Source organism: Acidovorax sp. LjRoot129, assembly GCF_964253765.1.
Taxonomy (GTDB): Bacteria; Pseudomonadota; Gammaproteobacteria; order Burkholderiales; family Burkholderiaceae_C; genus Acidovorax.
The window spans coordinates 3814492-3839231 of sequence record NZ_CAXUSE020000001.1 but is presented as its reverse complement, the minus strand read 5'-3'; the positions used below and the strand labels follow the sequence as shown (position 1 = coordinate 3839231).

Genomic DNA, 24740 nt, shown 5'->3' with positions numbered 1-24740 from the left:
TGCTAGCGCTTATGGGATAAGCGCTGGAGCCTGTTTTTATTCAAAAATCAATCGACCAAGGATCCCGCTGCCACGCGCCGCCTTGCTCGGCGATGAAAATTTGTTGCAGCCCCGCGCAAATTATTTTGATGGCCGCGCGCGGCGCAACTGCCTACCATCCGCCGCAGACCCCGCAGACCCCGCAGACCCCGCAGACCCCGCAGCCTGTTTGCCTGTACTGCTGCCCACCCTGTTCACCCTCTAGCCTCTGGAGACTTCGCGTGCCCGACCTGTCCAAAATCACCTGCATCGAAGACCTCCGTGTGGTGGCCCAGCGCCGCGTGCCGCGCATGTTCTATGACTACGCCGATTCGGGCTCGTACACCGAGGGCACCTACCGCGCCAACTCGGCCGACTTCGAGCGCATCAAGCTGCGCCAGCGCGTGGCCGTCAACATGGAAGGCCGCAGCACCCGCACCACCATGGTCGGCCAGGACGTGGCGATGCCGGTGGCGATTGCGCCCACGGGCCTTACCGGCATGCAGCATGCCGACGGTGAAATCCTGGGCGCCAAGGCGGCCAAGGCGTTCGGCATCCCGTTCACGCTCTCGACCATGAGCATCTGCTCCATCGAGGACATCGCCGAACACACGGGCCGCCATCCGTTCTGGTTCCAGGTGTATGTGATGCGCGACCGCGACTTCATCAATCGCCTCATCGACCGCGCCAAGGCCGCCAACTGCTCGGCCCTGCAGCTGACGCTGGATCTGCAGATCCTGGGCCAGCGCCACAAGGACATCAAGAACGGCCTGTCAGCGCCGCCGCGGCCCAGCATTGCCAACCTCATCAACCTGGCCACCAAACCGCGCTGGTGCCTGGGCATGCTGGGCACCCCGCGCCGCAGCTTTGGCAACATCGTCGGCCATGCCAAAGGCGTGGGCAACTTGTCGTCCCTGTCGTCGTGGACAGCCGAGCAGTTTGACCCGCAGCTCAACTGGGCCGATGTGGAGTGGATCAAGAAGCGCTGGGGCGGCAAGCTGATCTTGAAGGGCATCATGGACGCCGAAGACGCGCGCCTGGCGGTGGACAGCGGCGCCGATGCGCTCATCGTCAGCAACCACGGCGGCCGCCAGCTCGATGGCGCGCCATCCTCCATCGCCGCGCTGCCCGGCATTGTGGCGGCGGCAGGCAAGGACATCGAGGTGTGGATGGACGGAGGCATCCGCAGCGGGCAGGACGTGCTCAAGGCCCGCGCACTGGGCGCGCAGGGCACGCTGATCGGCCGCAGCTTTTTGTACGGCCTGGGTGCTTATGGCGAGGCCGGCGTGACCCGCGCACTGCAGATCATTCAGCGCGAGCTGGACATCACCATGGCGTTCTGCGGCCACACCAACATCAACACGGTGGACCGCTCCATCCTGCTGCCCGGCACCTATCCCACGGCGTGATCTCGCCGTGAGGGCTCAACGCGTGCCCACCATCGGCACGCGCTTGAGCGTGGCGAGGTAGGCCACCACGTCTTCGCGCTCACGTTCGTCGTCCAGCTGGTAGTCCATGCCCTGGCCCGGGATCAATGCCTCGGGATTGGTCAGCCAGGCCTTCAGCGTGGCGCGCGTCCACAGGATCTTGCTGTTGCGCAGCGCGGGCGAATAGTCAAAGTCTTTCAAGGCCCCCGCGCGGCGGCCCACCACGCCCACGTGCGCGGGGCCGTCGCCGTGCAGGGCCACGCTGTGGCAAGCGCTGCAATGCGCCGCATAGACGGCACGGCCGCGCTCCACCGACTGGGCCGCGCCAGGGCTGTGTGCGGCCCACAGCAGGGCTGCCACCACACTGGCAAGACGTAAAGAGGGCAGCGGGGCGGGGCGTTTCATGGCGGTCGGCGGGCGATGGGTGTTGGTGGTGCATCTGGCGGGGTGCCCGCAGCAGCCTCTGCAATACGGACGGGCCTGCAGGGTGGATTCAAGGAGCGCTCCGCTTTCAAGCTGTGTTGCCCGGCCCCGGCAGGGCGTGGGCGCCCGCGAGCACGTTTTCTGCCTGCAGCCACATCCAGATGGCCCGCTGTGGCGTATTCACCTACAGCAAGCCCCTGCAATCCCGTAAGAACTGATCAATCTCAGAGAATGGGCGCATGAGCACCCCCCAACCAGACCACGAACTGATGGACCTCCTAGACCGCATCGCCGCGCAGGACGACACCGCGCTGAAAAGGCTGTACGAGCGCACCTCGTCGCGGCTTTTCGGCCTGGCCCTGCGCGTGGTTCGCAACCGCGATGCGGCCGAGGATGTGCTGCAGGAGTCCTTTCTCAGCATCTGGCGCTCGGCCGGCAATTACCGGGCTTCGCTGAGTCCGCCCATGGCGTGGCTGGGGCTGATTGTGCGCAGCCGCGCGCTCGATGCGCTGCGCAAGCGCACCAGCGACCGCTCCGACCTCATGAATGAACTGGACGACGCATTGGGCGAGACCTTGGAGGGCGATTCGCCCAACCCCATGGACGTTGCCGATGCGAGCGAGCAGTCGTTTGCCCTGCACCAATGCCTGGGCAAGCTCGATCACAAACAGCGTGAGGTGGTCAGCCTGGCCTACCTGCGCGACCAAAGCCACGCCGAGCTGGCTGAGCAGCTCAAGCTGCCGCTGGGCACCGTCAAGACATGGATTCGCCGGGGTCTTGAGCAACTGCGTACGTGCATGTCGCGATATGCGTAAGGAGCTGCTGCTATGAATATCACCCAACACCCCGACTTGCTGGAGCGGCTTGCCGCAAGCTATGCCCTGGGCACATTGCGCGGTGGCGCCCGCCGCCGCTTTGAAACCCTGGCCCGCGAATCCGCCACGGTGCGCGCCGCTGCGCTGGTGTGGCACAGCCGCTGGGCCGGCCTCACCGAGCTGCAGCCCGCGGTGGACCCCGCCTCTGCGGTGTGGACGCGCATCGACAACTTGGTGCAGGCTGACAAGGCCGCGGCAGCGATGCGCGCAGCGCGCACGGCTGAATCTGCTGCTGCAGCCCCTGTGGGCTGGTGGCGCAACCTGCTGGTATGGCGCGGCGCAGCGGCCGCTGGAGCTATCGCCACGCTCGCAGCGGTGGTGGTGGGCGTGCAGGTCAACGGTGGGCTGCGCGCCACCACTGGCGCGCAGATTGCCGCGCTGCAGCAACAACTGCAAACCACGCCGCAGATCCAGTATGTGGCCGTGCTGGCCGACGACAAGGCTGCGGCCTCGATGCTGGTCACCTACGACCCCAAGCACAACCAGCTGGTGCTGCAGCGCGTGGGCGGCTTCCAGGAAGGCGCGGACAAGTCGCTTCAGCTGTGGGCCTTACCGCCCGCCGGCGGGCCGCGATCCCTGGGCGTGCTGGGGCACGACAAGCTGCTCAAGCTTGCGGCCCAGGAAGGCGACGTGAAAGAGGTGCCGACACTGGCTATCAGCCTGGAACCGCTGGGCGGCGTGCCGGGCGCGACGGGCCCCACGGGGCCGGTGCTGTTCAAGGGCGCGCTGATCCGCAAGGCGACTTGATCGGGAGGCCGTCAGCGCGCCGGTGGGTGCTGGTCGCCTGTCGTGCCAAGGAGATCGGCAACGGCTGAATCCAGTGGAGTCTCTTGGCCGTATTGGAGGTGGGGTGCTATTGGCATCCCACATCCATCTACGAGGAGATCTCCATGCAATTGAGGAAACTCAGTCTGGTCGCGCTGGCCGCCTTAGGCGCCTGCGCAGCAGGCGTCAGTCTGGCGTCCAGCCACCGCGAGGCACCGTTCATCACGACCCAGCCCAAGGTCGACGGCGCCGACTTCTACCTGTTTAGCAGTTACGAAGCCGGCCGAGCGGGCTTTGTCACCATGATCGCCAACTACCTGCCCCTGCAGGATGCCTACGGCGGCCCGAACTACTTCAGCTTGGACCCCAATGCGCTGTACGAGATCCACATCGACAACAACGGCGATGCGGCAGAAGACATCACCTTCCAGTTCCGCTTCAAGAACACGCTGAACAACGGCGGCAACGGCATCACGCTGGACATCGGCCCGGATGGTGCGCGCAAGAAGGTGGCGATCCCGCTGCGCAACGCCGGTGGCATCAGTGGCACAGCAGCCGATCCGCTGGCGTACCGCGAAGAGTATGAGATGTTCATCGTGCGTGGCGACCGCCGCACGGGCAAGCGCGAGCAGATCACCCTGGCCGGTGGTGGCACCACCTTCACCAAGCCGATCGACTACATCGGCGAAAAATCGCTGGGCAATGCAGCTGCCTACGACGCCTATGCCGGCAAATATGTCTATGGCATCAACATCCCCGGCTGCTCCACGCCTGGCAAAGTGTTTGTGGGCCAGCGGCAGGACCCCTTCCCGGTGTCATTGGGCACGATCTTCGACCTGGTGAACGCGCCCGCTGCGGTCATCACCAGCGAGTCGAACGCAGCCGCTTTCGGCGCCGGGCAGATCGCCGACAAGAACGTGACCTCGCTCGCGGTCGAAGTGCCCACCAACTGCCTGACGGCGGCCTCGGGCGAGAAGGTCATCGGCGGCTGGACCACGGCCAGCCTGCGCCAGGCCCGCTTGCTCAACGGCAAGCCGGACTCGGGCCTGCAGGCCAGCGAGAAGGCCGGCGGCGCATGGACGCAGGTCTCGCGCCTGGGCATGCCGCTGGTCAATGAAGTGGTGATCGGCCTCAAGGACAAGGACAAGTTCAACGCGTCCCGGCCCAAGGACGATGCGGCCAACTTTGCCGACTATGTGACGCATCCCACGCTGCCCGCACTGATCGAGGTCCTGTTCGGTGCCAAGGCTCCCACCAACTTCCCGCGCACCGATCTGATGACCGCGTTTCTCACGGGGCTGCCCACCGTCAACCGCCCGGGCAACATCACAGCCTTGGGTTCGGGCGGCCCGCTGGCCGAAATGCTGCGGTTGAACACCGGCATTGCGGCCACGGCGGCGAGTGCGCAGAACTCCCTGGGTGTGGTTGCAGGCGACGCCGCGGGCTTCCCCAACGGGCGCCGACTGGGCGACGACGTGGTGGACGTGTCGCTGCGCGTGGCCATGGGTGCGCTGTGCACGGTGACCGGTGCCACGGACGCGTTGAAGGTGGGCTGCAAGCCCGCCGACGCCCCTGCAGGAGGCGTGGCATTTGTGGACGGCTCGCGCACCAAGGCGACGGATTACCGCACGGCGTTCCCGTACGTGAACCCGCCGCTGCCCGGCGCCAAGAACTTCTGAACGGAGGAGCAACACCATGCCAACAACCCTTCGGATTCAACATCTGGCCCTGACCGCGGTGGCGGCATTGGCAATCACCGGCTGTGGCGGCGGCGGTGGTGGCGACAACACGGCCGACCCGGGCGGTGGCCCGGTGACGGTCAACGCGTTTGCGTATGTGCAGCCCATCGTGGCCAGCGGCACGTCGGAAACCGCCGAGCCGCTCGCGGTGGACCAGTTGGTGCTGTCCAGCACCGAGACCGAAGAGCCTGATTCGCGGCTCTGAGTTCTCGCGCTGCGCCTGGCTGCGCGCCGTTGATGGCGCGCAGCCAGGTTTGCCCCTGGGGGAGCTGGCCTCCCCCAACTTCGATTGCTGCCCGAGCCCGCCCATGAAAAAACCTGCCCACCCTTTTTGCGCCGTCCTGTGCCTGGTGTTTTGGCTTGGCACCGGATGGGCCGCCACCCCGCCGCAGGACCTGCGGCCAGGTCCCGACGCTGAAGTCGTCGAGCGCCTGCCCGAGCGCGTGAGCGTGGCCCCGGCCACGCCCCAGGCTGCCGCCGTCACTGCCCGCCGCTGGATCACGCTGTCGCGCGAGACCGCCGACCCGCGCTACCTCGGCCGTGCACAGGCCGCGCTGTCGCGCTGGTGGGGCCAGCCCGATGCACCCCCCGAGCTGCTGGTGCTGCAGGCCACCGTGGAGCAAGGGCGCCACGAATTCACCGCCGCACGCGCCACGCTCGAGCGTGCCCTGCAGGCGCAGCCCGCGCAGGTGCAGGGCTGGCTCACGCTCGCTACGCTGGAGCGCGTGGCGGGTCGCTACGCGGCGTCCGAAGCCGCGTGCCGCAACGTGGCGCGCCACGGCGCTGCGCTGTATGCCACTGCCTGCCTGCTAGAAAGCCGCTCGCTCCAGGGCCAGCACGATGCGGCGCGCAGCGGCTTTACCGCCTTGCTACAGCAGGCGGCAAGCGACCCGGCCCAGCGGGCCTGGATTGCATCGCTGCTGGCCGAGAGCGACGAACGCGCAGGGCGCGATGACGCAGCGGATGCCGCGTACCGCCGCAGCCTGGCCGACGCACCCGACGGCTACACGGCGCTGGCCTATGCCGACCTGCTGTTGCGCCGCAACCGTGCAAACGCTGCGCTGGAGGTGCTGCGCCGCCAGCCCGACAGCGACGCCGTGCTGCTGCGGCGTGCGCATGCCCTGCGGTTGACGGGGGATGCTGCGTGGCAGCCCCTTTCGCTGGAAATCAAGGCCCGCTTTGCCGCCATCGGCGCGCGGGGCGAAGGCCTGGACGCCCATGCCCGAGAGCGCGCAATGCTGTCCCTGTGGCTGGACGCACAACCGGCCGCTGCGTGGCAAGCCGCCCGCACCAATCTTGAACTGCAGAAAGAGCCGCTGGACTGGTGGCTGGCGCTGCAGGCGTCCGAACAATCGGGCGACGCGGCCGGGCACCAGGCGGTGCGGCAGGCCCTGCAGCAAGCGGGCCTGCGCGATGTGCGCCTGGCGCGCTGGCAAACCCCGAAAGGCCAATGATGCGCGGCACCGACTGGACGATGAAATTCAAACGTGTGCGCCCGCTCGTGGCCATCATGGCCTTGGCAGCGGCCTGCGCGGTGCTGGCACCCAGCGCCTGGGCCCACAAGGCCAGCGACGCGTACCTGCGCGTAGCGGATGCGCCGGCCTCGGCGGAGGCGGCAGCTGCAGGGGGCACGGTCGGCCTTTCGATGTCGGTGGCGCTCAAGGACGTCGATGCCGCGCTCGACCAGCTCGATGCCGACGGCGACCGCCAGCTCACCTGGGGTGAGGTCCGGCAGTCCGCGCCCGCGATGGCGCAATGGCTGGGCCAGGGCATGCAGTGGCAGTGTGGCGCTGCGGCGGTCACTGCCACCTGGCGCTTTGAAGCACTGGAGCAACGCACGGATGGACGCTATGCCCGCCTGGCTGGCACGCTGAATTGCGCCCCGGCCGAAGTCCTGGCCCTGCGCTACGGCCTGATGCAGGGCATCGACCCCACGCACCGCCTGTTGGTGGGCGGAACGCTGAGCGGCCAGCCGTTGGCGGCCGTGCTGGCACCTGATGGACGCGCGAGCGCCGAACTGCGCGCTGCTGCAATCAGCACGGCCAATGCCGTGGCGGGGGCGGGCCCGCAAGTTGCTGGCGCAACCCGCGGCGGGATGGCCACGCTGCTGCACTTTGTGGCGGAGGGCGTGCACCACATTCTGGAGGGCTACGACCACCTGGCCTTTTTGCTAGCACTGCTGTTGCCGATTTCCTTGGCCCGGCAACGGACGGCCGCGACTTCGGGAACAACGCCCCCGGCGGCGAAAGTGGCTTCGGGTGCCTGGGTGGAGCTGGCTGGGCTCAAAGCGCTGCTAATTACCGTGACTTGCTTCACCGTGGGCCACTCGGTCACGCTGGCGCTGGCGGGCCTGGGCTGGGTCACTGTGTCGGGGGATTGGGTGGAGCCTGCCATCGCGATCAGCATCGGCATCTCGGCGCTGCTCAACCTGTTTCCGGTGCGGGGCCTGCGCAGCAGTTGGCTGGCACTGGGTTTTGGGCTGGTGCACGGGCTTGGTTTCTCGGGCGTGCTGGTCGAGGCGGGAGTACCAGGCAGTCTGCTGGTCTGGGCGCTGGCGGGGTTCAACCTGGGGGTCGAGGCCGGCCAGCTCATGCTCGTGGCCGTGTGGTGCGCGGTGTCTGTCGTGTTGGGCCGCTGGGCGCTGTACCGCACGGTGGTGTTGCGCGGGGGCTCGGTGGCGCTGCTGATGCTGTCGGTGTATTGGACGGTACAGCGCGTTGCCTACTCCAGTTGACAGAGAGGGCAGCGAGCTTCTGCAAAGACCCGCAGTCGAGCTCTGGCATTTGCATCTGTCTGCAGTTACTGTGCGTAACTACACCGCCGAAGCATTTTTTAACAAATAGGAGCCTCCCATGAAGAATCCGCGATTGCTCGCGATGTCCGTCGGGCTGCTGCTGGCTGCCCATGCCGCCCAGGCCGACACCGGCAAGCTGCTGCTCACGGGGGGCGTCAGCAGCATCGGTGGGGCCGCAGGGGGCGGGCTCACGCCGTGGGCCGTGATCGGTACCAACGCCACAGCGGGCGAGGTGGGTTTCAGCGGCTATGCCACGCGGGCCGCCACGCAGGACTACAGCTTGAACGGCTACGGCGTGGCCGTGGGCCTGCACGACCGGGTCGAGCTTTCGCTGGCACGGCAGGATTTCGATGCCTCGCCCGCGCTGGCGTTGAACGGCATTGCGCCGTTTGGCGTGGCGCCGGGCCAGCACATCAAGATGGACGTGATAGGTCTCAAGGTGAAGGTGGCGGGGGACGCCGTGCTCGACGCAGACTCGTGGATGCCGCAGATCGCCGTGGGGCTGGAGCACAAGCGCACACGCCCGGGCTCCATCGGCTCGGTGCTGGACTTTTTGGGCACCAAGACCAGCGGCACCGACGTGTACGTGAGCGCCACCAAGCTGCTGCTCGCGCAGAGCGTGCTGGTCAACGGCACGCTGCGCTACACCAATGCCAACCAGAACGGCCTGCTGGGTTTTGGCTCGGCCGCGCCGGGCAAGCACAGCCGCAGCCTGCAGCCCGAGTTTTCGATCGCCTACCTGCTGAGCAAGAACCTCGCAGTCGGTGCCGAGTACCGCTTCAAGCCCAACAACCTGCAGGCGCTGGGCGCCGCCGCCGGGCTGGGCGCCGCGCTGCGCGAGGACGACTGGAAGGACATCTTCATCGCCTGGGCGCCCACCAAGAACGTTTCGGTGACCCTGGCCTATGTGGACCTGGGGCGCATCGTGCCTGGCATCACCAACAACCGCCGCCAGACGGGTTACTACCTGTCGGCCCAGGTGGCGTTTTAAGCCCCGCTCTGGAGAGAACCCATGACGATCTCGCGCAACACCCTCACCGCCTTCAGCCTGGCCGCCGCCTGTTGGTGGGCGCCTGCTGCCCTGGCGCAGCCCGCGCCGGCTACTCCCATGGCGGCGCCCGCCGGCCTGTACCAGGCCCTGGGCGAAAAGCCCGGCATCACCCGCCTGATGGACGATTTTGTGAACCGCGTGGTGCTCGACCCACGCATCGGCGGGCACTTCAAGGACGTGAAACCTGCGGCCCTCAAGGAGAGCCTGACCGACCAGATCTGCCAACTGAGCGGTGGGCCTTGCAAATACGAAGGCGCTGACATGAAATCGGCCCATGCCGACATGGACATCAACAAGGGCCATTTCAACGCCCTGGTGGAGGTGCTGCAAAGCGCCATGGATGCCCAGGGCATACCCTTCGCCCAGCAAAACCGCCTGCTGGCTCTGCTTGCGCCCATGCACCGCGACGTGATCACCATCCGCTGAACCGCCCATGAAAAATACTATTGTTTTGATAGCAGCTTGCGCTTTGTGGACAAGCGCTAGCGCCGGAAATGTCCAAATTCAGGTGCTGGACCGCGACGGCAAGCCCGTGCCGGACGCCGTGGTGGTGGTGTACCCCGGCAACGCAGCGGGCGCGCAGCCCAGCCTGCTGCAGGCCAGCCCGACCATCGAGCAGGAAAAGATGCGTTTCTTGCCCGCGGTGACGGTAGTGCCGGTGGGCGCCACGGTGCGCTTTACTAACCAGGACCGTTGGGACCACCATGTGCGTGGTAACCCCACGGGCGCGGCCTCGGCGGCAGCGGCGCCGGGTGCATCGGCCAGCAGCACCAACTTCGAGTTGCGGCTGGCGGGCAAGGCCGACGGCAAGCCGGCCAACTCTGCCGACGTCAAGCTCGATGCGCCCGGCGTGGTGCTGCTGGGCTGCCACCTGCACGGCTCCATGCGTGGGCACGTGTTCGTGACCGATTCGGCCTGGACGCTCAAGACCGACAACGACGGCATTGCGCGGTTTCCGGCCGTGCCCGACGGCGCCGCCCAGGTCCGCGTGTGGCACGCCGAGCAATTGGTCGACCTGCCGCGCAAGGCGCTCAACGTGGTGCCGGGGCCGGTGCTCGACAGCGTGCAACTTAGCGTGGTGCCGCGCGTGCGCCGGGCTCCGCCTGCTGCGCCGTCCAACACGCCAGGCGGACCCGCCGGCTCCTACAGCCTTGCGCCCGCGCACGGCGCGCATGCCCACTCCGGGAGCTGACCTTCGAGGCATGGATGGGTCACCGCAGGCGCGGGTCCGTCTATAGGTTCTCTGTCTTTTCTTCTTGTTTGGTCAAGCGTAGCTCACGTCGGGCTACCCTGATTTTGAAAAGAGACACAACCGTTCACGCTGAGTTTGTCGAAACGCTGCGCAGGGCTTCGACGGGCTCAGCCCGAACGGTTGGGAGCAGCGCCGCGCAATTGGGATCTTGCCCCTCGGTCAACCCGGCAGCTTGAGCCCGCCTGCCACGGAGGGCACGGCGTTGGCGCTGCTCTTTTGGCTGCCGGCCGTGGCGCCCAGGGTGTCCACTTTCACGCTGCCAGCGGGGGCGTTCAGGTACAGGTAAAGCGCTTGCGCATCCACGTCGCTCAGCTGGCCCAGCGATTCGAACGGCATCACCTGGATGGGCGTACCGTCCGGCCGCTTGCCGGTGCGCAGCATGGCCACAAAGCTGGCCGCGTTGGGGTAGCGCGCCAGGGCGCTGTTGGCGCTTTGGGCACCGGGGCGGATGTCTGCAGCCGCCGGCCAGTCGGGCGGGCCGCCGGGGATCTTGCCCCCTTCCAGCGTCGCGCCATGGCAGCCGATGCACATGTTGGCCACGTACTGGCCGTTGGCCAGCGTCACGCCGGCCGGCACCGGGCGCGAGGGCGCCAGCTGGTGGTCAATGCGCGCGGCCGCGTCGGGGATCACGCCCAGGCCGTACAGCACCCATGCGGGGCGGGGCAGGTCGACAACCGCCTGTTGCGTGGCCTGTTGCGGGGGCAGCTGCCGCACGTACGAGACCAGCGCGTTCAGGTCATCGTTGGTGAAGCGGTTGTAGTCTTCACTGGGCATCACCAGCACGGGTCGTCCATTGGGTTTCACACCGTGGCGGATGACGCTGTTCCAGTCCTCGGGCTGGTAGCGGCCCACCACGCCGGCCGAGGTGATGTTGGGTCCGGCGATGCGCGTGCCCTTGCCGTCGTTGACGAACTCGCGGCCCGTGCCCTGCGCGCCATGGCAGTCGGTGCAGCCGCGCGATGTGTACAGGTAGCGGCCGCGTTCGATGGTCTGCGCGTCGGTGGTGTAGGCGACTGGGCGCGGCTTGATGTCGATGTATCGGTTGCGCCGCTGCTCGGCCAGGTACAGGCCGCTGGCTGCGGTGGCGGCAACGATCATGCCCAGCAGCAGTGCGCCGCCTGCAGTCCATTTGATCCAGCGTTTCATGGTGGGGACCCTCTTCTTCGAATGAATTCCGTGTTCAGGCGGCGGATTCTGAAGTCGAAGAAGCGGTTTGGCGCACTCTGCTGGCGCAGGGTGTTGCGGGGCTGGTGACATTTGTCACAGGTCGTTGTGGCAAATGGCCCGCAGGTGTGCCTACCGTTCGGGCTGAGCTTGTCGAAGCCGAGGCACTGCCGCTCGCGCCCCGGCTCGACGCGCGATGCTCAACGCTCGATGGTTTTGTTCCAGCGCGTGTTCCAGGCCGGGCGGTTCGCGTTCACGCTGTCCCAGTCCAGCGTCACGGCGTTCTTCATCCACTGGCTGATCTGCGCCACCTGCGCCGCGCCCTCGCCCACGGCCGGTGCCTTGGGGTTGGTGGGGATCTGCGCGCCGAACTGCAGCACGTTGGCCTGCGCCAGCGGGCTCAGCAAGAACTCAGCGAGCTTCTGCGCCAGCTCGGGTTCGCTGTTCTTGGCGATCACGCACTGGCCGGTCATGAGCACCACCGAGCCCTCCTTGGGCTGTGCGTATTCCACCGGAATGCCCTTGGTCTTGAGCGCAGCCACAGCCGTGGGCGTCAGCGGGAACATCGCGGCCTCGCCGGTCTGCACCATCTCGGAGATCTTGGCAGAGCTCGGGATGTATTCGAGCACGTTGGGGCCGATGGTCTTGGCCCAGTTGTTGAAGCCTGGCTCCACGTTCTTGTCGTTGCCGCCCTGAATGCGGTTGAACATCAAGAAGCCATGCAGGCCGAACGACGACGACGGCATGGACTGGAACACCACCTTGCCCTTGAACTTGGGGTCGGCAAAGTCCATCCACGAGGTGGGCGCCGCCCAGCCCTTCTCGGTAAACATCTTGGTGTTGTAGGCGATGCCCGTCATGCCCAGGCTCACGCCGCTGGCCAAGTCGTCCTTGAAGCGGGCTGCCGGGTAGATGTCGTTCAGGTGCGGGTTGGGGCGCTGCTTCTCGCACAGGCCCATGCCCATGGCGCGCACCATGACGCCGTCATCCAGGAACATCACGTGCATCTGCGGCTTGTCCTTGTTGGCCTGGGCCTTGGCCAGGATGTCGGAGGACGTGCCCGGCACCACCACCACTTTGGCCCCGTGGAGCTTCTCGAACGCGGGGAACACGTACTGCGTGTACGCCTTCTCCATGGTGCCGCCATTCATGCCGATGTAGATCGTCTTGGTTTGTGCGCCAGCCATGCCGCTGGCGGCCAGGGCCGTTGCGGCAGCCGCAGCCAGCAGGCCGTGGCGCAGAAAAGCGTGAGAGCGGAAAGCGAAGTTCATGGTGATTGCCTTTCGGGGGTAAGGGGGGTGAGAGATCGGCGGGCTCAGTGGGCCTGCGCTGTGGTTGTGGTGGCAGTGGCAGAAGCGATGGGCGCTGGCGACTCGTCAAAACGCGCGATGGAAAACGCGTCGATGGGTGTGCTGGTCTGCCCGTCGCGGGCCAGTTCCGCCAGCACCTCGCCCACGGCGGGTCCGATCTGAAAGCCCGCACCCGCAAAACCGAAGCCATGGATCAGGCCGGGCGTCGTGCGGCTCTTGCACAGCACGGGCTGGCGGTCGGGCAGGTAGCCTTCGGTGCCGCTCCACGTGCGGATGAAGTGCGCGTGTTTCAGTGCCGGCAGCAGCTCGATGGCCTGCACCGTGAGCGCCGCGATGGCGCTGCGCTCCGAGCGGGCGCGGTCATCGTCCAGCCCCACGCCCGAGCCGCCGCCCAGCACCAGGTTGCCGCGCGCTACCTGGCGGCAGTAGATGCCGCCGCCTTCCACGCCCAGGCTCCAGTGCATGAAGTAGGGCAGGGGCTCGGTGACCATCATGGCCGGGTGGCCCGAGCGCAGCGGCACGGGTTCGCCAAATTGCTCTGCCATGGCGCCGGCCCATGCACCTGCGCAGTTGAGCACTACCGGTGCCTGCACCTCAAGCGCCGAGCCTGAATGCAGCGTGAACAACTGTTGGCCGTTGTGCTCGATGTGGGTGAGCGGCGAGCGCTCGAAAATCTGCGCGCCCGCGCGTTGTGCCGCGATTGCAAACGCGGGCGACACCAGGCGCGGGTTGGCCTGGCCATCCTGCGCGCACAGCGATCCACCCACCGCACGGCCGCCGAGCCAGGGGCATTGGACGCGCAGCCGTGCGGCTGAGACCAGCTCGATCCCCAGGTCGAAGTCGCGGCTCTGGGCGGCGTAGTGCTCCAGCGAAGCGAGGTCCGCCTCACTGCGCGCAATCTTGAAGTGCCCGGTGCGCGCGTATTCGCCATCGGTGCCGATCAGCTGCGGCAGGCGTGCCCAGATGTCATGGGCGCGCTGCGCCAACGGCAGCTGGCTCAGGGGGCGGCCCTGGCGGCGCACGCCGCCGTAGTTCACGCCGCTGGAGCGCGAGCCGCACAGGTCGCGTTCGAGCAGCACCACGTCCACGCCCTTGCGGCGAAGGGCCAGTGCGGCCGATGCCCCCACAATGCCGCCGCCCACGATGGCGACGTCGGTCTTGACCCTGCGGGTGTTGCTGGTGCTGCGGCTCATGCGCCGGCTCCCGCGTCGGCGGTCTGCCGGGTCTGCAGTTGGATCGGTATCGGCTTGATCGGCGCCTGCCCGCGCAGGCGGCCCACCCGCTCCACGGGCTGGCCGGTGGCCTGGGCCAGGATCTCGGCCGCGGCCACGCCGCAGCTGCGGCCCTGGCAGCGGCCCATGCCCACGCGGGTAAGCGCTTTCAGTCGGTTCATCTCGTCGGCACCACTCTCGCGCACGCAGGCGCGCAGCTCGCCGGCCGTGATGTTCTCGCAGCGGCACACGACCAGCGCATCGGGCGCGTGTGTGGCCCAGTCGGTGGGGAAGGGGAATGCGCGTTCCAGCCCCTGGCGGAACCGCACCAGGCGGCTGAGCTGGCCCTGCAGTGTCTGCATGCGCGCCGCATCCACGGTCGCCCCGTGGTCCTTCAGCAGAGCCAGTGCGGCCAGCTCGCCGGCCCATTCGGCCGCGTCGGCGCCCAGGATGCCCGCGCCATCGCCCGCCAGGTACACGCCCTGCACGCTGCTGCGGCCCGCGGCATCGCGCTCGGGCAGGTGGGCGCGGTGCATGGGGGCCCAGGCGAAGCGGCAGCCCAGCAGGTCGGCCAGCTGTGTTTCAGAGCGCAGCGCGTAGCCAAAGCCCACGGCGTCGCAGTCCAGCGTGTGCTCGCGCCCCGCGCCATCGGCCCACACCACGCCGGCCACACGGTCCTCACCTAGCACGCGCATGGGGCGGATGCCGCTGTGCATGGGCACGCCGTGCGCCCGCAGCCAGCCCACGTAGTACACGCCTTTGGCAAACACCGCAGGCTGCGTGAGCATGGCGGGCACGGCGGCCAGCTGGTCGGCAAAGCGCGCGGTGTCGAGCACCGCAGCGACCATGGCGCCGGCCTTGGCGTACTGGTAGGCCACCAGGTACAGCAGCGGGCCGGTGCCCATCAGCACCACCCGGCTGCCAATGGCGCAGCCCTGGAACTTGAGTGCCACCTGTGCGCCGCCCAGCGTGTAGACGCCCGGCAGTGTCCAGCCCGGCAGGGGCAGCACGCGGTCGGTGGCGCCGCTGGCCACGATGAGCTGGCCGTACGCCACGGTGCGCGTGGTCTGCATGGGGCCGTGCAACACGTCCAGCAGGCCGCTCTGCGCGTTCCACACCAGGCTGTCGGGCTGGTAATCGATCTGTGCGTGCAGGCCATCCAGCGTGCTGTGCAAGTCGGTTGCGCGCGCTGCCTCGGTGCCGTACAGCGTGGCGGGGGTCCGCTGGAAGTGCGCAGGCGAGCGCCGGTAGATCTGCCCGCCGCCGCGCGCGGCTTCGTCGATCAGCACGGGGCTCACGCCGTGCGCCGCCAGCGTCTGCGCGGCGCGGATGCCGGCCGGGCCTGCGCCCACGATCACGGGTTGCAAAGCAGGCGCCGTCGTCATGGCTGGCCCCCGCTGGCAAAGGTGGCCGCGTCGGCGGCTTCGGTGCGCAACGCCATGCCGGGTGTGATGAAGGTGCTGCAGGCGCGCAGGCGCTCGCCGCTGTTGGTCGTCACCCAGCAGTCCTGGCAGGCGCCCATCAAACAGAAGCCAGCACGCGGCTCGTGGCTGAACTCGTTGCGGTGCAGCTGTGCACGCTGGGTGAGGATGGCCGTCAGCACGGTGTCGCCTTCGAGCGCCGTGGTGGGGCGCCCGTCCAGCATGAAGGGCACCGCGCGGCGCGAGGTTTCTGCCACGCGGTGCAGCAGGGCGGTGGATTCAGTCATGTTGCGTCATTTCCGGCCAACCAGCACACGGTCCAGGCCATACACGCGGTCGAGCAGAACCATGGCAAAAGCGGTCACCGCCACCATCAGCGCCGACACGGCCGCCATCAGCGGATCGATGGATTCAGTGGCGTACATGTACATGCGCACCGGCAGTGTCACCGTGCTGGGCGAAGTGACAAAGATCGACATGGTCACTTCGTCAAAACTGTTGATGAAGGCCAGCATCCACCCGCCCGTCACGCCCGGCAAGATCATCGGCAGCGTGATGCGCGTGAACACCGCGGCCTGGCTCGCGCCCAGCGACAGGGCCGCGTGCTCGGCGCTGCGGTCGAACCCCACAAGCGCCGCCACCACCAGGCGCAGCGTGTACGGCGTGACGATGAGCGCGTGCGCCACCACCAGCCAGCCAAAGCTGCCCGTGCCGCCGATCAGCGCGAACAGGCGCAGCAGGGCCACGCCCAGCACCAGGTGCGGGATGATCAGCGGCGACAAAAACAGCCCGTTGAGAAAGCCGCGACCGGGAAAGTCGTAGCGCGTGATTGCAATGCCCGCGGGGACCGCCAGCACGGTCGCCAGCGTGGCCGACGCCAGGGCCAGCCAGAGGCTGTTCCAGAACGACTGCATGAAGTCCGGGTGGTCGAACACCGCCTTGAACCAGCGCAGCGAGAACTCGGTGGTGGGCAGCGTCAGCGTGTTGTGCGGGGTGAACGCGACGATGCACACCACCAGCAGCGGGGCCAGCATGAAGGCGATGACGAGCGCGTTGAACGCGAGGGCGATGGGGCCGTTTTTTTGCATGGATCAGGACTCCCGCCGGGCCGCCCCAAGGGAGGCCTGCGCCCCCTCGGGGGGCAGCGAATACACGAAGTGATGGAGCGTGGGGGCTTTGCGGATTGACTCCCGCCGGGCCGCCCCAAGGGAGGCCTGCGCCCCCATGGGGGGCAGCGAATACACGAAGTGATGGAGCGTGGGGGTTGTCATGTTCATCCCAGCGACTTCTTGTAGCGACCTTCAACCAGTCGGTTGTAGCTCAGCATCACCACCAGGTTGGTCACCAGCAAGGTCAGCGCAATGGCCGCGCCCAGTGGCCAGTTCAGCTCGTGCAGGTACTCGTCGTAGACCACCGTGGCGACCATCTTCAGCCGCCGCCCGCCCAGCAGGCCGGGAATGGCGAACGAGCTGGCCGCCAGGCCGAACACGATCAGGCTGCCTGACAGAATGCCCGGCAGCACCTGCGGGAGCACGATGCGCCGCAGCGTGGTGAAGGGCGACGCCTGCAGCGACAAGGCGGCGTTCTCTACGCCCGGATCCAGCTTTTGCAGTGATGTCCACACGGGGATCACCATGAAGGGCAGCATCACGTGCACCAGCGCCACCACCACGGCGATCTCGGTGTAAAGCATCTTCACCGGGCCCATGCCGACCAGGCCGAACGCAGCGTTCACCAGCCCTTCGGGGCCGAGCAGCATGCTCCAGCCAAAGGCCCGCACCACTACCGACACCAGCAAGGGCGCCAGCACCACCAGCAGCAGGATGGAGCGCCACGGGTTGCGCATGCGGCTGAGCACATAGGCCTCGGGCGCGCCGATGGCCACGCAGATCAGCGTGACCAGCCCGGCGATCCAGAAGGTGCGCCAGAAGATCGCGTGGTAGTACGAGTCGGCAAACACATGGCCGTAGTGCTCCAGCGTGAACTCGCCCGCCTTCACGCCCGTGGCCGGGTCGAATGCGTTGAATGACAGCACTGCCGTGAGCGCCAGCGGCACCAGCAGCAGCACGGTGAACAGCAGCAGCGCCGGGCCGGACAGCCACCAGGGCATGGCCTTCTTGCCCAGCAGCGGGTGGGGTGCTGCGGACAGGGTCGATGGGGCGGCTGTCATGGCGTGGCCTCGGCCTCGGCACCTGCCACCGCGGTTTCATCGGCAGGCAGCAGGCGCATGCAGTGGTCGGGCCAGTCCAGGCCCGTGCGGTCACCTTCGTCGAGCGCCGTGCGGCCGTCGTTGGGTGCCAGCACCATCAGGTCGCCCATGGGGGTGCCCACGCGGTACAGCCATTGGCTGCCCAGAAAGAAGCGCTCGCGCACTTCGCCGTCGATACGGCCCTGCACTGCAGACACCAACTGCAGCTTTTCGGGCCGCACGCTCAGCAACACGGCCGCGCCGGGGCGAAACTGCGCGCCGTCCACCCGCACCTCGATGGGCCCTGCGCCCACGTGGGTGTGCGTGCTGGTCGCCGACGTCACCTTGCCGGGCACCAGGTTGGCCTTGCCCACGAAGGTGGAGATGAAGCGGGTGCGCGGGTGCTCGTACACGCGGTGAGGGTGGTCGATCTGCGTGGCGCGTCCGGCCTCCATCACCACCACGCGGTCGCTGATGGACATGGCCTCGCTCTGGTCGTGCGTGACCATCACCGTGGTGGTGCCCACCTTGCGCTGGATCTGGCGCAACTCGAACTGCATCTCCTCGCGCAGCTTGGCGTCGAGGTTGGACAGGGGCTCATCCAGCAGCAGCACCGGCGGCTCGATGACCAGTGCGCGCGCCATGGCCACGCGCTGGCGCTGGCCGCCCGACAGTTCGCGCGGGTAGCGCGTGGCGTGCGGCTCCAGGTGCACGAGGCCCAGGGCCTGGGCCACGCGGTCCTTGCGCTCGGCCTTGGGCACTTTGCGCATCTCCAGGCCAAAGCTCACGTTGTCGGCCACCGTCATGTGCGGGAAGAGCGCATAGCTCTGGAACACGATGCCCAGCCCGCGCGTGTTGGCCTTGGCGTGGGTGATGTCGCGCCCGTCCAGTTCGATGCGCCCGCTGGTCACCGCCTCGAACCCCGCCACCATCTGCAAGGTGGTGGTCTTGCCGCAGCCCGAGGGGCCGAGCAGGGAGACGAATTCGCCTTTTTCTACCGTGAGGTTCATGGACTGCACCGCGCAGGTGCTGCCGTAGAACTTGGTCACATCGGTGAGCTTCAGGAAGGACATGGTGGGCCTTTCGCAGGTTCCGGTTTCTGCCACCCGCGCGGCCTGTGCGCCGCTGTGGGGGATGTCTTTGCGCCGAGCCGCCGTCGCTGAAGTGGCTTTGTGTCTCCGGTGCACCGGGCTGGTGCGTGGGGCCGCTCAGGATGAATAGGCTTGGCGTTTTCAATTCACTCTATTGCAACAACCGAACCAGATCGCACCGGGTATTCCATTAATCAGAATTTTTCTTCAAATTATTCCGATGATTGGAATGTGATGGGTAAAATGGAACCCATCTATTCCGCAGGAACGACTCATGGAAGCAGCAACCGCAGGCACGGGCGGCGTACCCCGGGTCTTTGCACTCATCCGCGCCCTGGTGGCCGTGCAGGCCGAGGGCGGCCGGGTCACCCAATTGGCGCGCGCCATCGGTCTCACACAAGGCACGACGCACCGTTTGCTGCAATCGCTGGTAGCAGAGGGCATGGTCGAGCAGGATGAGCGCAGCAAGCTCTACCGCCTGAGCATCGATTTCTTTGCACTGGCCGCGCGCGCGGGCAACCCGGGCGACCTGCGCAGCCTTTGCCGCCCCGCGCTGCTTCGGCTGTGCGGCAGCCTGGGCGACAGCATCTTCCTGCTGGCCCGCAGCGGTTTCGACGCCATCTGCCTGGACCGCAGCGAAGGGCCATTCCCGATCCGCTCGTTCACCGGCGACATCGGGGGCCGCGTGGCGCTGGGGGTGGGGCAGGGCGCGCTGGCCATCCTGGCCTTCTTGCCCGAGGCCGAGCGCGAAGAAGTCATCCGCTTCAACCTGTCCCGCGTGCGCGAGTACGGCTTGTACGACGAGGTGTATTTGCGCACCGAGATCGAGCGCGTGCGTCAGCAGGGCTACGCGGGCCGCAACACCGGCCTGCTCGAAGGCATGGCCGGTGTGGCCGTCCCCATCTGCGACCGCGAAGGCCGCGCGGTTGCGGCGCTGAGCGTGGGTACCATCGCCGACCGCTTGAATGCCGACCGCATGCCCACGGTGGTGGAGCTGCTCAAGCGCGAGGCGGCTGCAATCGGGCCGAAGATCAATCCGTTTGATGCGACGTTGCGGCGGCCTGCGCAGAGCCTGGCGGGGTCGCCTCCAGAGCAACGGGTGACGCCGAGCCCAGACCGGGTGGCAGCACCCCGACAAGTCGACTGAAGCGCGGTGCACACCGCCCTGTGCCGTGTGCCGTGCAATGCAATGCGTACGGTGCAAGCGGACGATGGCTCAACCCGCCGCATTCGCAATGCCTTCTGTGCAAGTCTTGTGGCCTCAAAAGCACGGGTTCCCCATGCGGCTGTCGCTTGCGCCGATGCGCCGCTATAGTCCGCGCTCTTGCGCGTCTGCGCCGCCCGCCGAGCAACGGCGCACGCCGCAGCGCAATCAACATCTTTCTGAAAACGAACACGCCACACCATGGGTCTTCTTCAACAAGCTACCCCCCAATACCTTGACCAGTGCCGCGCCGCACAGCGCGCCGAGCAAGCGCAATCCCTGGCCAGCACCAACAACTGGGCCCACGTCGACAAGCCCCAGGCGCACGCCGATTTCGATGCTTTCTATAAAGAACTGGCCCCGCTGATCGATGCAAACGAGCCTGCGTCTCCCACCATCCAGGCGCTGATGGCCCAGCACTACGCCATCGCATCGCGCTTTTACGCGCCGTCGAGTGACGCGTATGTAGGCACGGCGCTGTTCTATGAAGACAACGCGGACATGAAGGCGTTTCACAACGGGTATCACTCGAGGATGGTGGAGTTTTTGGGGGACGCTGTTTACGCGTATGCGCGGGAGAACCTGAGGTAGCAGGAGAGTTTGCTCAGCGATATCGAGCGCGTGCACCACTGGGGCTACGCAGGCCGCAACACCGGGTGGCTCGAAGGCATGGTCGGCGTGGCCGTACCCATCTGCGACCACGAGGGCCGGGCCGTGGCGGCGCTGAGTGTGGGCACCAGCTCTGCACGACTGAATGAAGAACGGCTGCCGACGGGGGTCAAGCGCGAAGCGGTGGCGATTGGGCCGAAGATCGATCCGTTTGATGCGACGTTGGGGCGGCCGGCGCAGAGTTTGTCCTCCGTGCGAGCTGAGGCGCAGGTGATTGGGGTGGTGGGGGGTAAAAGCAGTTTGCAACCACTGCGGGTCTTGCCATTGAGTTATTCCGGAGAACGTAGCGAAACACTGCAGGAGCGGTTTCAGCAGCTCTCCTATCCAGAGGCGGCTTCGGTTAGATCAGGGGACGGTTCTGATCAATCTGCCACTGATAGATGGCGACAGCCTCCACAACTCGGACCTTTTCTGAAGCCTTTAATGGACGCCCGATCTGTCGCTTCATGTCGTTCTGCATGGTCAGGTTGTCCCCTGCCTGCTTCAAAAGAAACTCAGCTTTCACTGCATTGATGCTTGTCACCTTGAGATACTGCTTCTCAGCAGTGCTCATTTTTTGTCCCTCGACCAGGACAACATCGGTTGGCTTGAGATGGCCGTATTGAGTACCGAGACCGTAAAGCGTGACTTCGTGGCGTCCGTGCTGCAGCATCGAACGTGTAGCTTCATCAATCACCAAGGGTTGATCGTCGTGGATTTTTCCGAAGCTGGGCGCAGAGAACTCGTCGGGAAAGATTTTCCCGCGAGTGAAATCCTCCAACGACACTTGCGTGTGCTCGTTGATCTCCAGACATTCGTAGTAACCGGAGAAAGGGCCGTGCTTCGGTTCGTACAGCACATAGATGTGCGGCATTTCGAAGTTGACATCACCCTTGTCGTCGACGTACTCGATGTTGTCGAAACGGATGAGGCCACGACGCACCCACATGGCACGATTTGCTCTCGGCAGTAGCTCCCAGAAGCCCTGGACTGCGAGTCGTTGCGCTAGCAGCTCTTCGTCCTGAGCGTCCCGATGGCTCAAGGCAAATTGATGTTCATCTACAACCCTCGTGAAGTCCCATTCCTTGTTGTCGCGATCACAGTACGCGAAATGCCTAGCTACCGTCACCACCAAACCACGGGGATCAAACGACTCCACCTTGTATTTCTTCCACCGGGGTTTCGTGTCGAAGTCTGGGTAGTCATCCTCAAATGGATAGTTTTCGTCGCTCAGATCGCGGATAAGGATGCACCCGGTCGGCGGCTCTCCGAGTACACGCATCAGCTTGTTCTTGGCCAACACTGTTGAGCGAACGGAAGCCGTTCTGGATCGTCGCTTGGTCACCAGTGATATGCCAAAGAACGCAAACAGGATGTGATCGTTCTTCGGTTGGAACAGCATGTCCTCAAGTTCGCCAGCACCCCATAGATAAAACTCCATAACTCCTCGAGAACGGAGTTCCTCTCGAAAGCGATCGTGTGAGGCCTTGGAGAAGTGCACGGGTGCTGCCAGGATGTAGCCATAAGGTGGGTTCTGTGCCGTCACCGCGTCCGAAATGATTGTGGCGACTTTCTTGGGCCCCACTTCTTTCTCGCGCTTGCACTGAATCATCCAGAGGTTGCCTTCCATCGGATGAGGTGCATCCTCTGCGTCAACATCGTCTTCGATAGATGTCACTGGCGTTCTTACCTCCTCGAAGGCTCGGACATCAAATCCATCGTCAGCGCCGCCACGACCCGTGGACTCAATGGACTTCCATGACCGGAAGTCGTAAGCGAGCTGGCGAATCAAGTCCTCAAATCGGTGGGGGTCGAGGTCCTCGAAATGAATTGGTCCAAGGGTTCGCGTGACGTGTGGTTTGGCCATGGCCTATGCCTTCCATTGATGCCTGGCGAATCTAACTCACAGTCGGACGATAGAAGCGAATGGTGTCTTGTGGTCGAAAGCCCAACCTGGGCGCCCCGTTCAAATTGCGAGGGCACCCAAAGCTCTTGCCAAATCAGTCACCACTCTTCGGCGCCAGCAAAACCCCCCGCTGCGCCAGCCGCTCCCGCGCCTCCAGCAACGCCTGATGCAGCTGCTGCTCCAGTTCAGCCTTCGGCGGTAACTCAGTCCAATACTCCGCCACCGTGATGCCGCCCTTGTGCATTTCCAGCAATTCCACTTGCTCCCTGCTGGACTCGGCGTACAGGATGAGGCCAATTGGCGCTTCTTCACCGGGCTGGCGCTCGTGTTTGTGCAGCCATTTCAAATACAGCTCCATCTGGCCTTTGTGGGCGGCCTTGAAGCGGCCGAGTTTCAGCTCGATGGCCACGAGGCGGCGCAGGCGCCGGTGGTAGAAGAGCAGGTCGAGGTAGAAATCGTCGCCGTCGATGACGATGCGCCTTTGCCGTTCGACAAAGGCAAAGCCCCGGCCCAGCTTCAGAATGAAGGCTTCGAGCTGGCGCAGGATGGCTGCTTCCAGGTTGGCCTCGTCGTGGCCCTGGCGCAGGCCCAGAAAGTCGAGAAAGTAGGGGTCTTTGAAGACGAGGGCGGGGCTGCTGCTGGGTGCTTCGACGTGCACTGGTTTCAAAGGTGTACTAGCCTGGAATGAGGCCAGCTCCGTGCGCTCAAAAGGCCTTGCGATCAATCTGGTGCGCCAGTTCTCGCACGCTCCAGTGGTCTTGTGCGGCTCGCAGGGCGTAGAACTGCCGGGCCTCGGGTGTTTTGAGGGGCACGATGGTGACCAAGTGGCTCCAGCTCAATTGCGTCGACAGCGTCGACACAATCGCAGCATCCGGGAACGCTTCTGCAAACTTCACCATGCGACGCAGGTTTCGCGCTTCAAAGCCGCGCCCGACTCGGTGGAGAGTTGCTGGCCCAGTTGGTCCAATAGCCGGGTTCCGTAGCTGGCGCGGTCGCTGCCGCCCAGCACCTCTATACGCAGGCGTTCGCCCACAGTCCAGTACAGACGGGTCAATTCCGCATTTACTGCACCTGCCAGGCGCTGGCGGCTGGTGGCGATCAGGGCGCGTAGCTCTGCGTGCAGGTTGTCGCTAGGGGTGGCTGGTACCTGGCTCATTCGTTGGTCCTGTGTGCTTTGTCTGTATGCAGTCCTGCGCGGGCATTGTTTCTGCGCGTCCGTGCTTCTGATACCGACAAAAAATTGCTTCTGCCTTTATAGCTGCTTGCGCTTTGGCGATAAGCGCTAGAGCCATTTTTGCTCATATTCTTCGCTTCAACCTATGGACGGCAAGGTTACGTTGCGCTCTCTCGCTGCCCCCCGCACTCCCCCACCACCCAATCCCTGAACGCCTTCACCAGCGGTGTCTGCGCCCGCGCCTCCGGGTACACCAGGTAATACGCATCGGTGCTCGTCAACACCTGGTCTGACAACTCCACGAGACTCCCCGCCGCCAACTCCTGCTCGATCAAAAAACGCGGCAGCAACGCGGCGCCCAAATGCGATACCGCAGCCTGGGCGATCATCGCGAAGTGTTCAGACTGGGGCCCGCGCAGAGCCAGCGCCGTGGGGGCGCCCAGCAGCTCAAACCACTCAGCCCACTGCGTGGGGCGGGTGCTTTGCTGCAGCAGCACCACGCGGGTCAGGTCCTGCGGGGTGTGGATGCCGTGGCGGTCTCGGTAGGTGGGGCTGCACACGGGCACGGTTTCCTCGTGCATCAGGTATTCGCACACGGCGCCCGCCCAGTGCGGGGCGCCGAAGTGGATGGCCGCATCGAACGGCGTGCCGGCAAAGTCAAAAGGCTCGGTGCGGGCCGAGAAGTTGACCATGGCTTCGGGGTGCAGCTCCATGAAGCCGGAGAGGCGCGGGATCAGCCAGCGGGTGGCGAGCGTGGGCAGCACGGCCAGGTTGAGCAGGCCGTCGGTGCTGGAAAACGCCATGGCTTTTTGCGTGCTGGCCGACAGCTGCTGCAGCACGGCCAGCACATCGGCGGCATAGACCCGGCCCGCATCGGTGAGCACCACGCGCTGGCGCACGCGGTGGAAGAGGGCGGTGCCCAGCTGCTCTTCCAGCTGGCGGATCTGGCGCGACACGGCGCTTTGCGTGAGGTGCAGCTCTTCGGCCGCGCGCGAGACGCTTTGGTGGCGGGCTGCGGCCTCAAAGGCCAGCAGGTCGGCGGTGGAGGGCAGGAAGGTGCGGCGCAACATGGTCATGCG

At 66.0% G+C, this 24740-nt stretch carries 25 protein-coding genes and 2 pseudogenes; 13 read left to right on the top strand and 14 right to left on the bottom strand.

The genetic code is table 11. From position 1 onward, the window contains the following. Window positions 1–260 precede the first annotated feature (260 nt). On the top strand, window positions 261–1427 hold the full coding sequence (locus ACSQ3Q_RS17605; RefSeq protein WP_436135623.1) for an alpha-hydroxy acid oxidase: 1167 nt from the start codon (window positions 261–263) through the stop codon (window positions 1425–1427). Window positions 1428–1442: 15 nt separating this feature from the next. Here the strand turns inward: ACSQ3Q_RS17605 and ACSQ3Q_RS17600 are convergent, their stop codons facing one another. Next, a complete protein-coding gene (locus ACSQ3Q_RS17600) occupies window positions 1443–1850 on the bottom strand; it encodes a c-type cytochrome (RefSeq protein WP_436135622.1) in 408 nt (135 codons plus the stop codon). Between the two features lie 257 nt (window positions 1851–2107). Between ACSQ3Q_RS17600 and ACSQ3Q_RS17595 the strand changes: the two genes are divergently transcribed. The 9 genes from ACSQ3Q_RS17595 to ACSQ3Q_RS17555 all read left to right on the top strand — a co-directional run bounded on the left by ACSQ3Q_RS17595 (window position 2108) and on the right by ACSQ3Q_RS17555 (window position 10284). After that, window positions 2108–2683 (top strand): RNA polymerase sigma factor, encoded by a 576-nt coding sequence (locus ACSQ3Q_RS17595; protein ID WP_436135621.1) that lies wholly within the window; start codon window positions 2108–2110, stop codon window positions 2681–2683. Between the two features lie 12 nt (window positions 2684–2695). After that, window positions 2696–3490: an anti-sigma factor gene (locus ACSQ3Q_RS17590; RefSeq protein WP_436135620.1), complete on the top strand. Its 795-nt coding sequence runs from the start codon at window positions 2696–2698 to the stop codon at window positions 3488–3490. Window positions 3491–3633: 143 nt separating this feature from the next. Beyond that, window positions 3634–5187, top strand: coding sequence for a DUF4331 domain-containing protein (locus ACSQ3Q_RS17585; protein WP_436135619.1), 1554 nt, complete (start codon window positions 3634–3636; stop codon window positions 5185–5187). Between the two features lie 16 nt (window positions 5188–5203). Further along, window positions 5204–5452 (top strand): hypothetical protein, encoded by a 249-nt coding sequence (locus tag ACSQ3Q_RS17580; RefSeq protein ID WP_436135618.1) that lies wholly within the window; start codon window positions 5204–5206, stop codon window positions 5450–5452. A gap of 103 nt (window positions 5453–5555) precedes the next feature. Continuing rightward, entirely contained in the window at window positions 5556–6701 is a 1146-nt protein-coding gene (locus tag ACSQ3Q_RS17575) for a hypothetical protein (RefSeq protein WP_436135617.1), read from the top strand. A 20-nt stretch (window positions 6702–6721) separates the two neighbouring features. After that, window positions 6722–7981: a HupE/UreJ family protein gene (locus ACSQ3Q_RS17570; RefSeq protein ID WP_436135616.1), complete on the top strand. Its 1260-nt coding sequence runs from the start codon at window positions 6722–6724 to the stop codon at window positions 7979–7981. 118 nt (window positions 7982–8099) lie between these two features. Next, the gene (locus ACSQ3Q_RS17565) at window positions 8100–9032 is read left to right on the top strand and encodes a DUF3034 family protein (protein WP_436135615.1); all 933 of its coding nucleotides are present in this window, start codon (window positions 8100–8102) and stop codon (window positions 9030–9032) included. Window positions 9033–9053: 21 nt separating this feature from the next. After that, a complete protein-coding gene (locus tag ACSQ3Q_RS17560; protein ID WP_436135614.1) occupies window positions 9054–9518 on the top strand; it encodes a group I truncated hemoglobin in 465 nt (154 codons plus the stop codon). A 7-nt stretch (window positions 9519–9525) separates the two neighbouring features. Next, a complete protein-coding gene (locus ACSQ3Q_RS17555; protein WP_436135613.1) occupies window positions 9526–10284 on the top strand; it encodes a plastocyanin in 759 nt (252 codons plus the stop codon). A 219-nt stretch (window positions 10285–10503) separates the two neighbouring features. Here ACSQ3Q_RS17555 and ACSQ3Q_RS17550 read toward each other — a convergent pair whose 3' ends face one another. The 9 genes from ACSQ3Q_RS17550 to ACSQ3Q_RS17510 all read right to left on the bottom strand — a co-directional run bounded on the left by ACSQ3Q_RS17550 (window position 10504) and on the right by ACSQ3Q_RS17510 (window position 18711). Then, the gene (locus tag ACSQ3Q_RS17550) at window positions 10504–11490 is read right to left on the bottom strand and encodes a c-type cytochrome (RefSeq protein ID WP_436135612.1); all 987 of its coding nucleotides are present in this window, start codon (window positions 11488–11490) and stop codon (window positions 10504–10506) included. A 218-nt stretch (window positions 11491–11708) separates the two neighbouring features. Continuing rightward, entirely contained in the window at window positions 11709–12779 is a 1071-nt protein-coding gene (locus tag ACSQ3Q_RS17545) for an ABC transporter substrate-binding protein (RefSeq protein WP_436135611.1), read from the bottom strand. A 44-nt stretch (window positions 12780–12823) separates the two neighbouring features. Then, window positions 12824–14011 carry an NAD(P)/FAD-dependent oxidoreductase gene (locus ACSQ3Q_RS17540; RefSeq protein WP_436135610.1) on the bottom strand — a complete coding sequence of 396 codons (1188 nt, stop codon included), beginning with the start codon at window positions 14009–14011 and terminating at the stop codon, window positions 12824–12826. Beyond that, a complete protein-coding gene (locus tag ACSQ3Q_RS17535; RefSeq protein WP_436135609.1) occupies window positions 14008–15414 on the bottom strand; it encodes an FAD-dependent oxidoreductase in 1407 nt (468 codons plus the stop codon). Before ACSQ3Q_RS17535 ends, ACSQ3Q_RS17540 begins: the two co-directional genes overlap by 4 nt. After that, window positions 15411–15737, bottom strand: coding sequence for a (2Fe-2S)-binding protein (locus ACSQ3Q_RS17530; protein ID WP_436135608.1), 327 nt, complete (start codon window positions 15735–15737; stop codon window positions 15411–15413). The genes ACSQ3Q_RS17535 and ACSQ3Q_RS17530 overlap by 4 nt, the downstream gene beginning before the upstream one ends. Window positions 15738–15743: 6 nt before the next feature. After that, window positions 15744–16538: an ABC transporter permease gene (locus ACSQ3Q_RS17525; protein ID WP_436135607.1), complete on the bottom strand. Its 795-nt coding sequence runs from the start codon at window positions 16536–16538 to the stop codon at window positions 15744–15746. A 3-nt stretch (window positions 16539–16541) separates the two neighbouring features. Beyond that, a complete protein-coding gene (locus ACSQ3Q_RS17520) occupies window positions 16542–16727 on the bottom strand; it encodes a hypothetical protein (RefSeq protein ID WP_436135606.1) in 186 nt (61 codons plus the stop codon). Next, window positions 16724–17620 (bottom strand): ABC transporter permease, encoded by an 897-nt coding sequence (locus ACSQ3Q_RS17515; RefSeq protein ID WP_436135605.1) that lies wholly within the window; start codon window positions 17618–17620, stop codon window positions 16724–16726. The genes ACSQ3Q_RS17520 and ACSQ3Q_RS17515 overlap by 4 nt, the downstream gene beginning before the upstream one ends. Continuing rightward, entirely contained in the window at window positions 17617–18711 is a 1095-nt protein-coding gene (locus tag ACSQ3Q_RS17510; protein ID WP_436135604.1) for an ABC transporter ATP-binding protein, read from the bottom strand. The genes ACSQ3Q_RS17515 and ACSQ3Q_RS17510 overlap by 4 nt, the downstream gene beginning before the upstream one ends. A gap of 292 nt (window positions 18712–19003) precedes the next feature. Here ACSQ3Q_RS17510 and ACSQ3Q_RS17505 point away from each other — a divergent pair, with 292 nt between their 5' ends. The 3 genes and pseudogenes from ACSQ3Q_RS17505 to ACSQ3Q_RS17495 form a co-directional block, all read left to right on the top strand. Next, window positions 19004–19876, top strand: coding sequence for an IclR family transcriptional regulator (locus ACSQ3Q_RS17505; RefSeq protein WP_436135603.1), 873 nt, complete (start codon window positions 19004–19006; stop codon window positions 19874–19876). 258 nt (window positions 19877–20134) lie between these two features. Then, window positions 20135–20524 carry a TipAS antibiotic-recognition domain-containing protein gene (locus tag ACSQ3Q_RS17500; protein ID WP_436135602.1) on the top strand — a complete coding sequence of 130 codons (390 nt, stop codon included), beginning with the start codon at window positions 20135–20137 and terminating at the stop codon, window positions 20522–20524. A gap of 9 nt (window positions 20525–20533) precedes the next feature. Beyond that, window positions 20534–20815 (top strand): annotated as a pseudogene (locus ACSQ3Q_RS17495) (IclR family transcriptional regulator domain-containing protein); the annotation flags it as partial. A 127-nt stretch (window positions 20816–20942) separates the two neighbouring features. Here ACSQ3Q_RS17495 and ACSQ3Q_RS17490 read toward each other — a convergent pair. From ACSQ3Q_RS17490 to ACSQ3Q_RS17475, 4 genes and pseudogenes are all read right to left on the bottom strand, one after another. Then, window positions 20943–22448 carry a hypothetical protein gene (locus ACSQ3Q_RS17490; protein ID WP_436135601.1) on the bottom strand — a complete coding sequence of 502 codons (1506 nt, stop codon included), beginning with the start codon at window positions 22446–22448 and terminating at the stop codon, window positions 20943–20945. Between the two features lie 133 nt (window positions 22449–22581). Further along, complete coding sequence (locus tag ACSQ3Q_RS17485) at window positions 22582–23145, bottom strand: PDDEXK nuclease domain-containing protein (protein WP_436137027.1); 564 nt, start codon at window positions 23143–23145, stop codon at window positions 22582–22584. Between the two features lie 46 nt (window positions 23146–23191). After that, a pseudogene (locus ACSQ3Q_RS17480) lies at window positions 23192–23643 on the bottom strand (DUF1016 N-terminal domain-containing protein). Between the two features lie 176 nt (window positions 23644–23819). Beyond that, window positions 23820–24731, bottom strand: a complete 912-nt coding sequence (locus ACSQ3Q_RS17475; protein ID WP_436137026.1) for a LysR family transcriptional regulator — start codon at window positions 24729–24731, stop codon at window positions 23820–23822. Window positions 24732–24740: the final 9 nt, after the last annotated feature.

Bases quoted from the DNA above. Each gene is read 5' to 3' on its own strand.
- ACSQ3Q_RS17600 (WP_436135622.1), bottom strand. From the start codon at position 1,850: ATGAAACGCCCCGCCCCGCTGCCCTCTTTACGTCTTGCCAGTGTGGTG.
- ACSQ3Q_RS17595 (WP_436135621.1), top strand. From the start codon at position 2,108: ATGAGCACCCCCCAACCAGACCACGAACTGATGGACCTCCTAGACCGC.
- ACSQ3Q_RS17590 (WP_436135620.1), top strand. From the start codon at position 2,696: ATGAATATCACCCAACACCCCGACTTGCTGGAGCGGCTTGCCGCAAGC.
- ACSQ3Q_RS17585 (WP_436135619.1), top strand. From the start codon at position 3,634: ATGCAATTGAGGAAACTCAGTCTGGTCGCGCTGGCCGCCTTAGGCGCC.
- ACSQ3Q_RS17580 (WP_436135618.1), top strand. From the start codon at position 5,204: ATGCCAACAACCCTTCGGATTCAACATCTGGCCCTGACCGCGGTGGCG.
- ACSQ3Q_RS17575 (WP_436135617.1), top strand. From the start codon at position 5,556: ATGAAAAAACCTGCCCACCCTTTTTGCGCCGTCCTGTGCCTGGTGTTT.
- ACSQ3Q_RS17570 (WP_436135616.1), top strand. From the start codon at position 6,722: ATGAAATTCAAACGTGTGCGCCCGCTCGTGGCCATCATGGCCTTGGCA.
- ACSQ3Q_RS17565 (WP_436135615.1), top strand. From the start codon at position 8,100: ATGAAGAATCCGCGATTGCTCGCGATGTCCGTCGGGCTGCTGCTGGCT.
- ACSQ3Q_RS17560 (WP_436135614.1), top strand. From the start codon at position 9,054: ATGACGATCTCGCGCAACACCCTCACCGCCTTCAGCCTGGCCGCCGCC.
- ACSQ3Q_RS17555 (WP_436135613.1), top strand. From the start codon at position 9,526: ATGAAAAATACTATTGTTTTGATAGCAGCTTGCGCTTTGTGGACAAGC.
- ACSQ3Q_RS17550 (WP_436135612.1), bottom strand. From the start codon at position 11,490: ATGAAACGCTGGATCAAATGGACTGCAGGCGGCGCACTGCTGCTGGGC.
- ACSQ3Q_RS17545 (WP_436135611.1), bottom strand. From the start codon at position 12,779: ATGAACTTCGCTTTCCGCTCTCACGCTTTTCTGCGCCACGGCCTGCTG.
- ACSQ3Q_RS17540 (WP_436135610.1), bottom strand. From the start codon at position 14,011: ATGAGCCGCAGCACCAGCAACACCCGCAGGGTCAAGACCGACGTCGCC.
- ACSQ3Q_RS17535 (WP_436135609.1), bottom strand. From the start codon at position 15,414: ATGACGACGGCGCCTGCTTTGCAACCCGTGATCGTGGGCGCAGGCCCG.
- ACSQ3Q_RS17530 (WP_436135608.1), bottom strand. From the start codon at position 15,737: ATGACTGAATCCACCGCCCTGCTGCACCGCGTGGCAGAAACCTCGCGC.
- ACSQ3Q_RS17525 (WP_436135607.1), bottom strand. From the start codon at position 16,538: ATGCAAAAAAACGGCCCCATCGCCCTCGCGTTCAACGCGCTCGTCATC.
- ACSQ3Q_RS17520 (WP_436135606.1), bottom strand. From the start codon at position 16,727: ATGAACATGACAACCCCCACGCTCCATCACTTCGTGTATTCGCTGCCC.
- ACSQ3Q_RS17515 (WP_436135605.1), bottom strand. From the start codon at position 17,620: ATGACAGCCGCCCCATCGACCCTGTCCGCAGCACCCCACCCGCTGCTG.
- ACSQ3Q_RS17510 (WP_436135604.1), bottom strand. From the start codon at position 18,711: ATGTCCTTCCTGAAGCTCACCGATGTGACCAAGTTCTACGGCAGCACC.
- ACSQ3Q_RS17505 (WP_436135603.1), top strand. From the start codon at position 19,004: ATGGAAGCAGCAACCGCAGGCACGGGCGGCGTACCCCGGGTCTTTGCA.
- ACSQ3Q_RS17500 (WP_436135602.1), top strand. From the start codon at position 20,135: ATGGGTCTTCTTCAACAAGCTACCCCCCAATACCTTGACCAGTGCCGC.
- ACSQ3Q_RS17490 (WP_436135601.1), bottom strand. From the start codon at position 22,448: ATGGCCAAACCACACGTCACGCGAACCCTTGGACCAATTCATTTCGAG.
- ACSQ3Q_RS17475 (WP_436137026.1), bottom strand. From the start codon at position 24,731: ATGTTGCGCCGCACCTTCCTGCCCTCCACCGCCGACCTGCTGGCCTTT.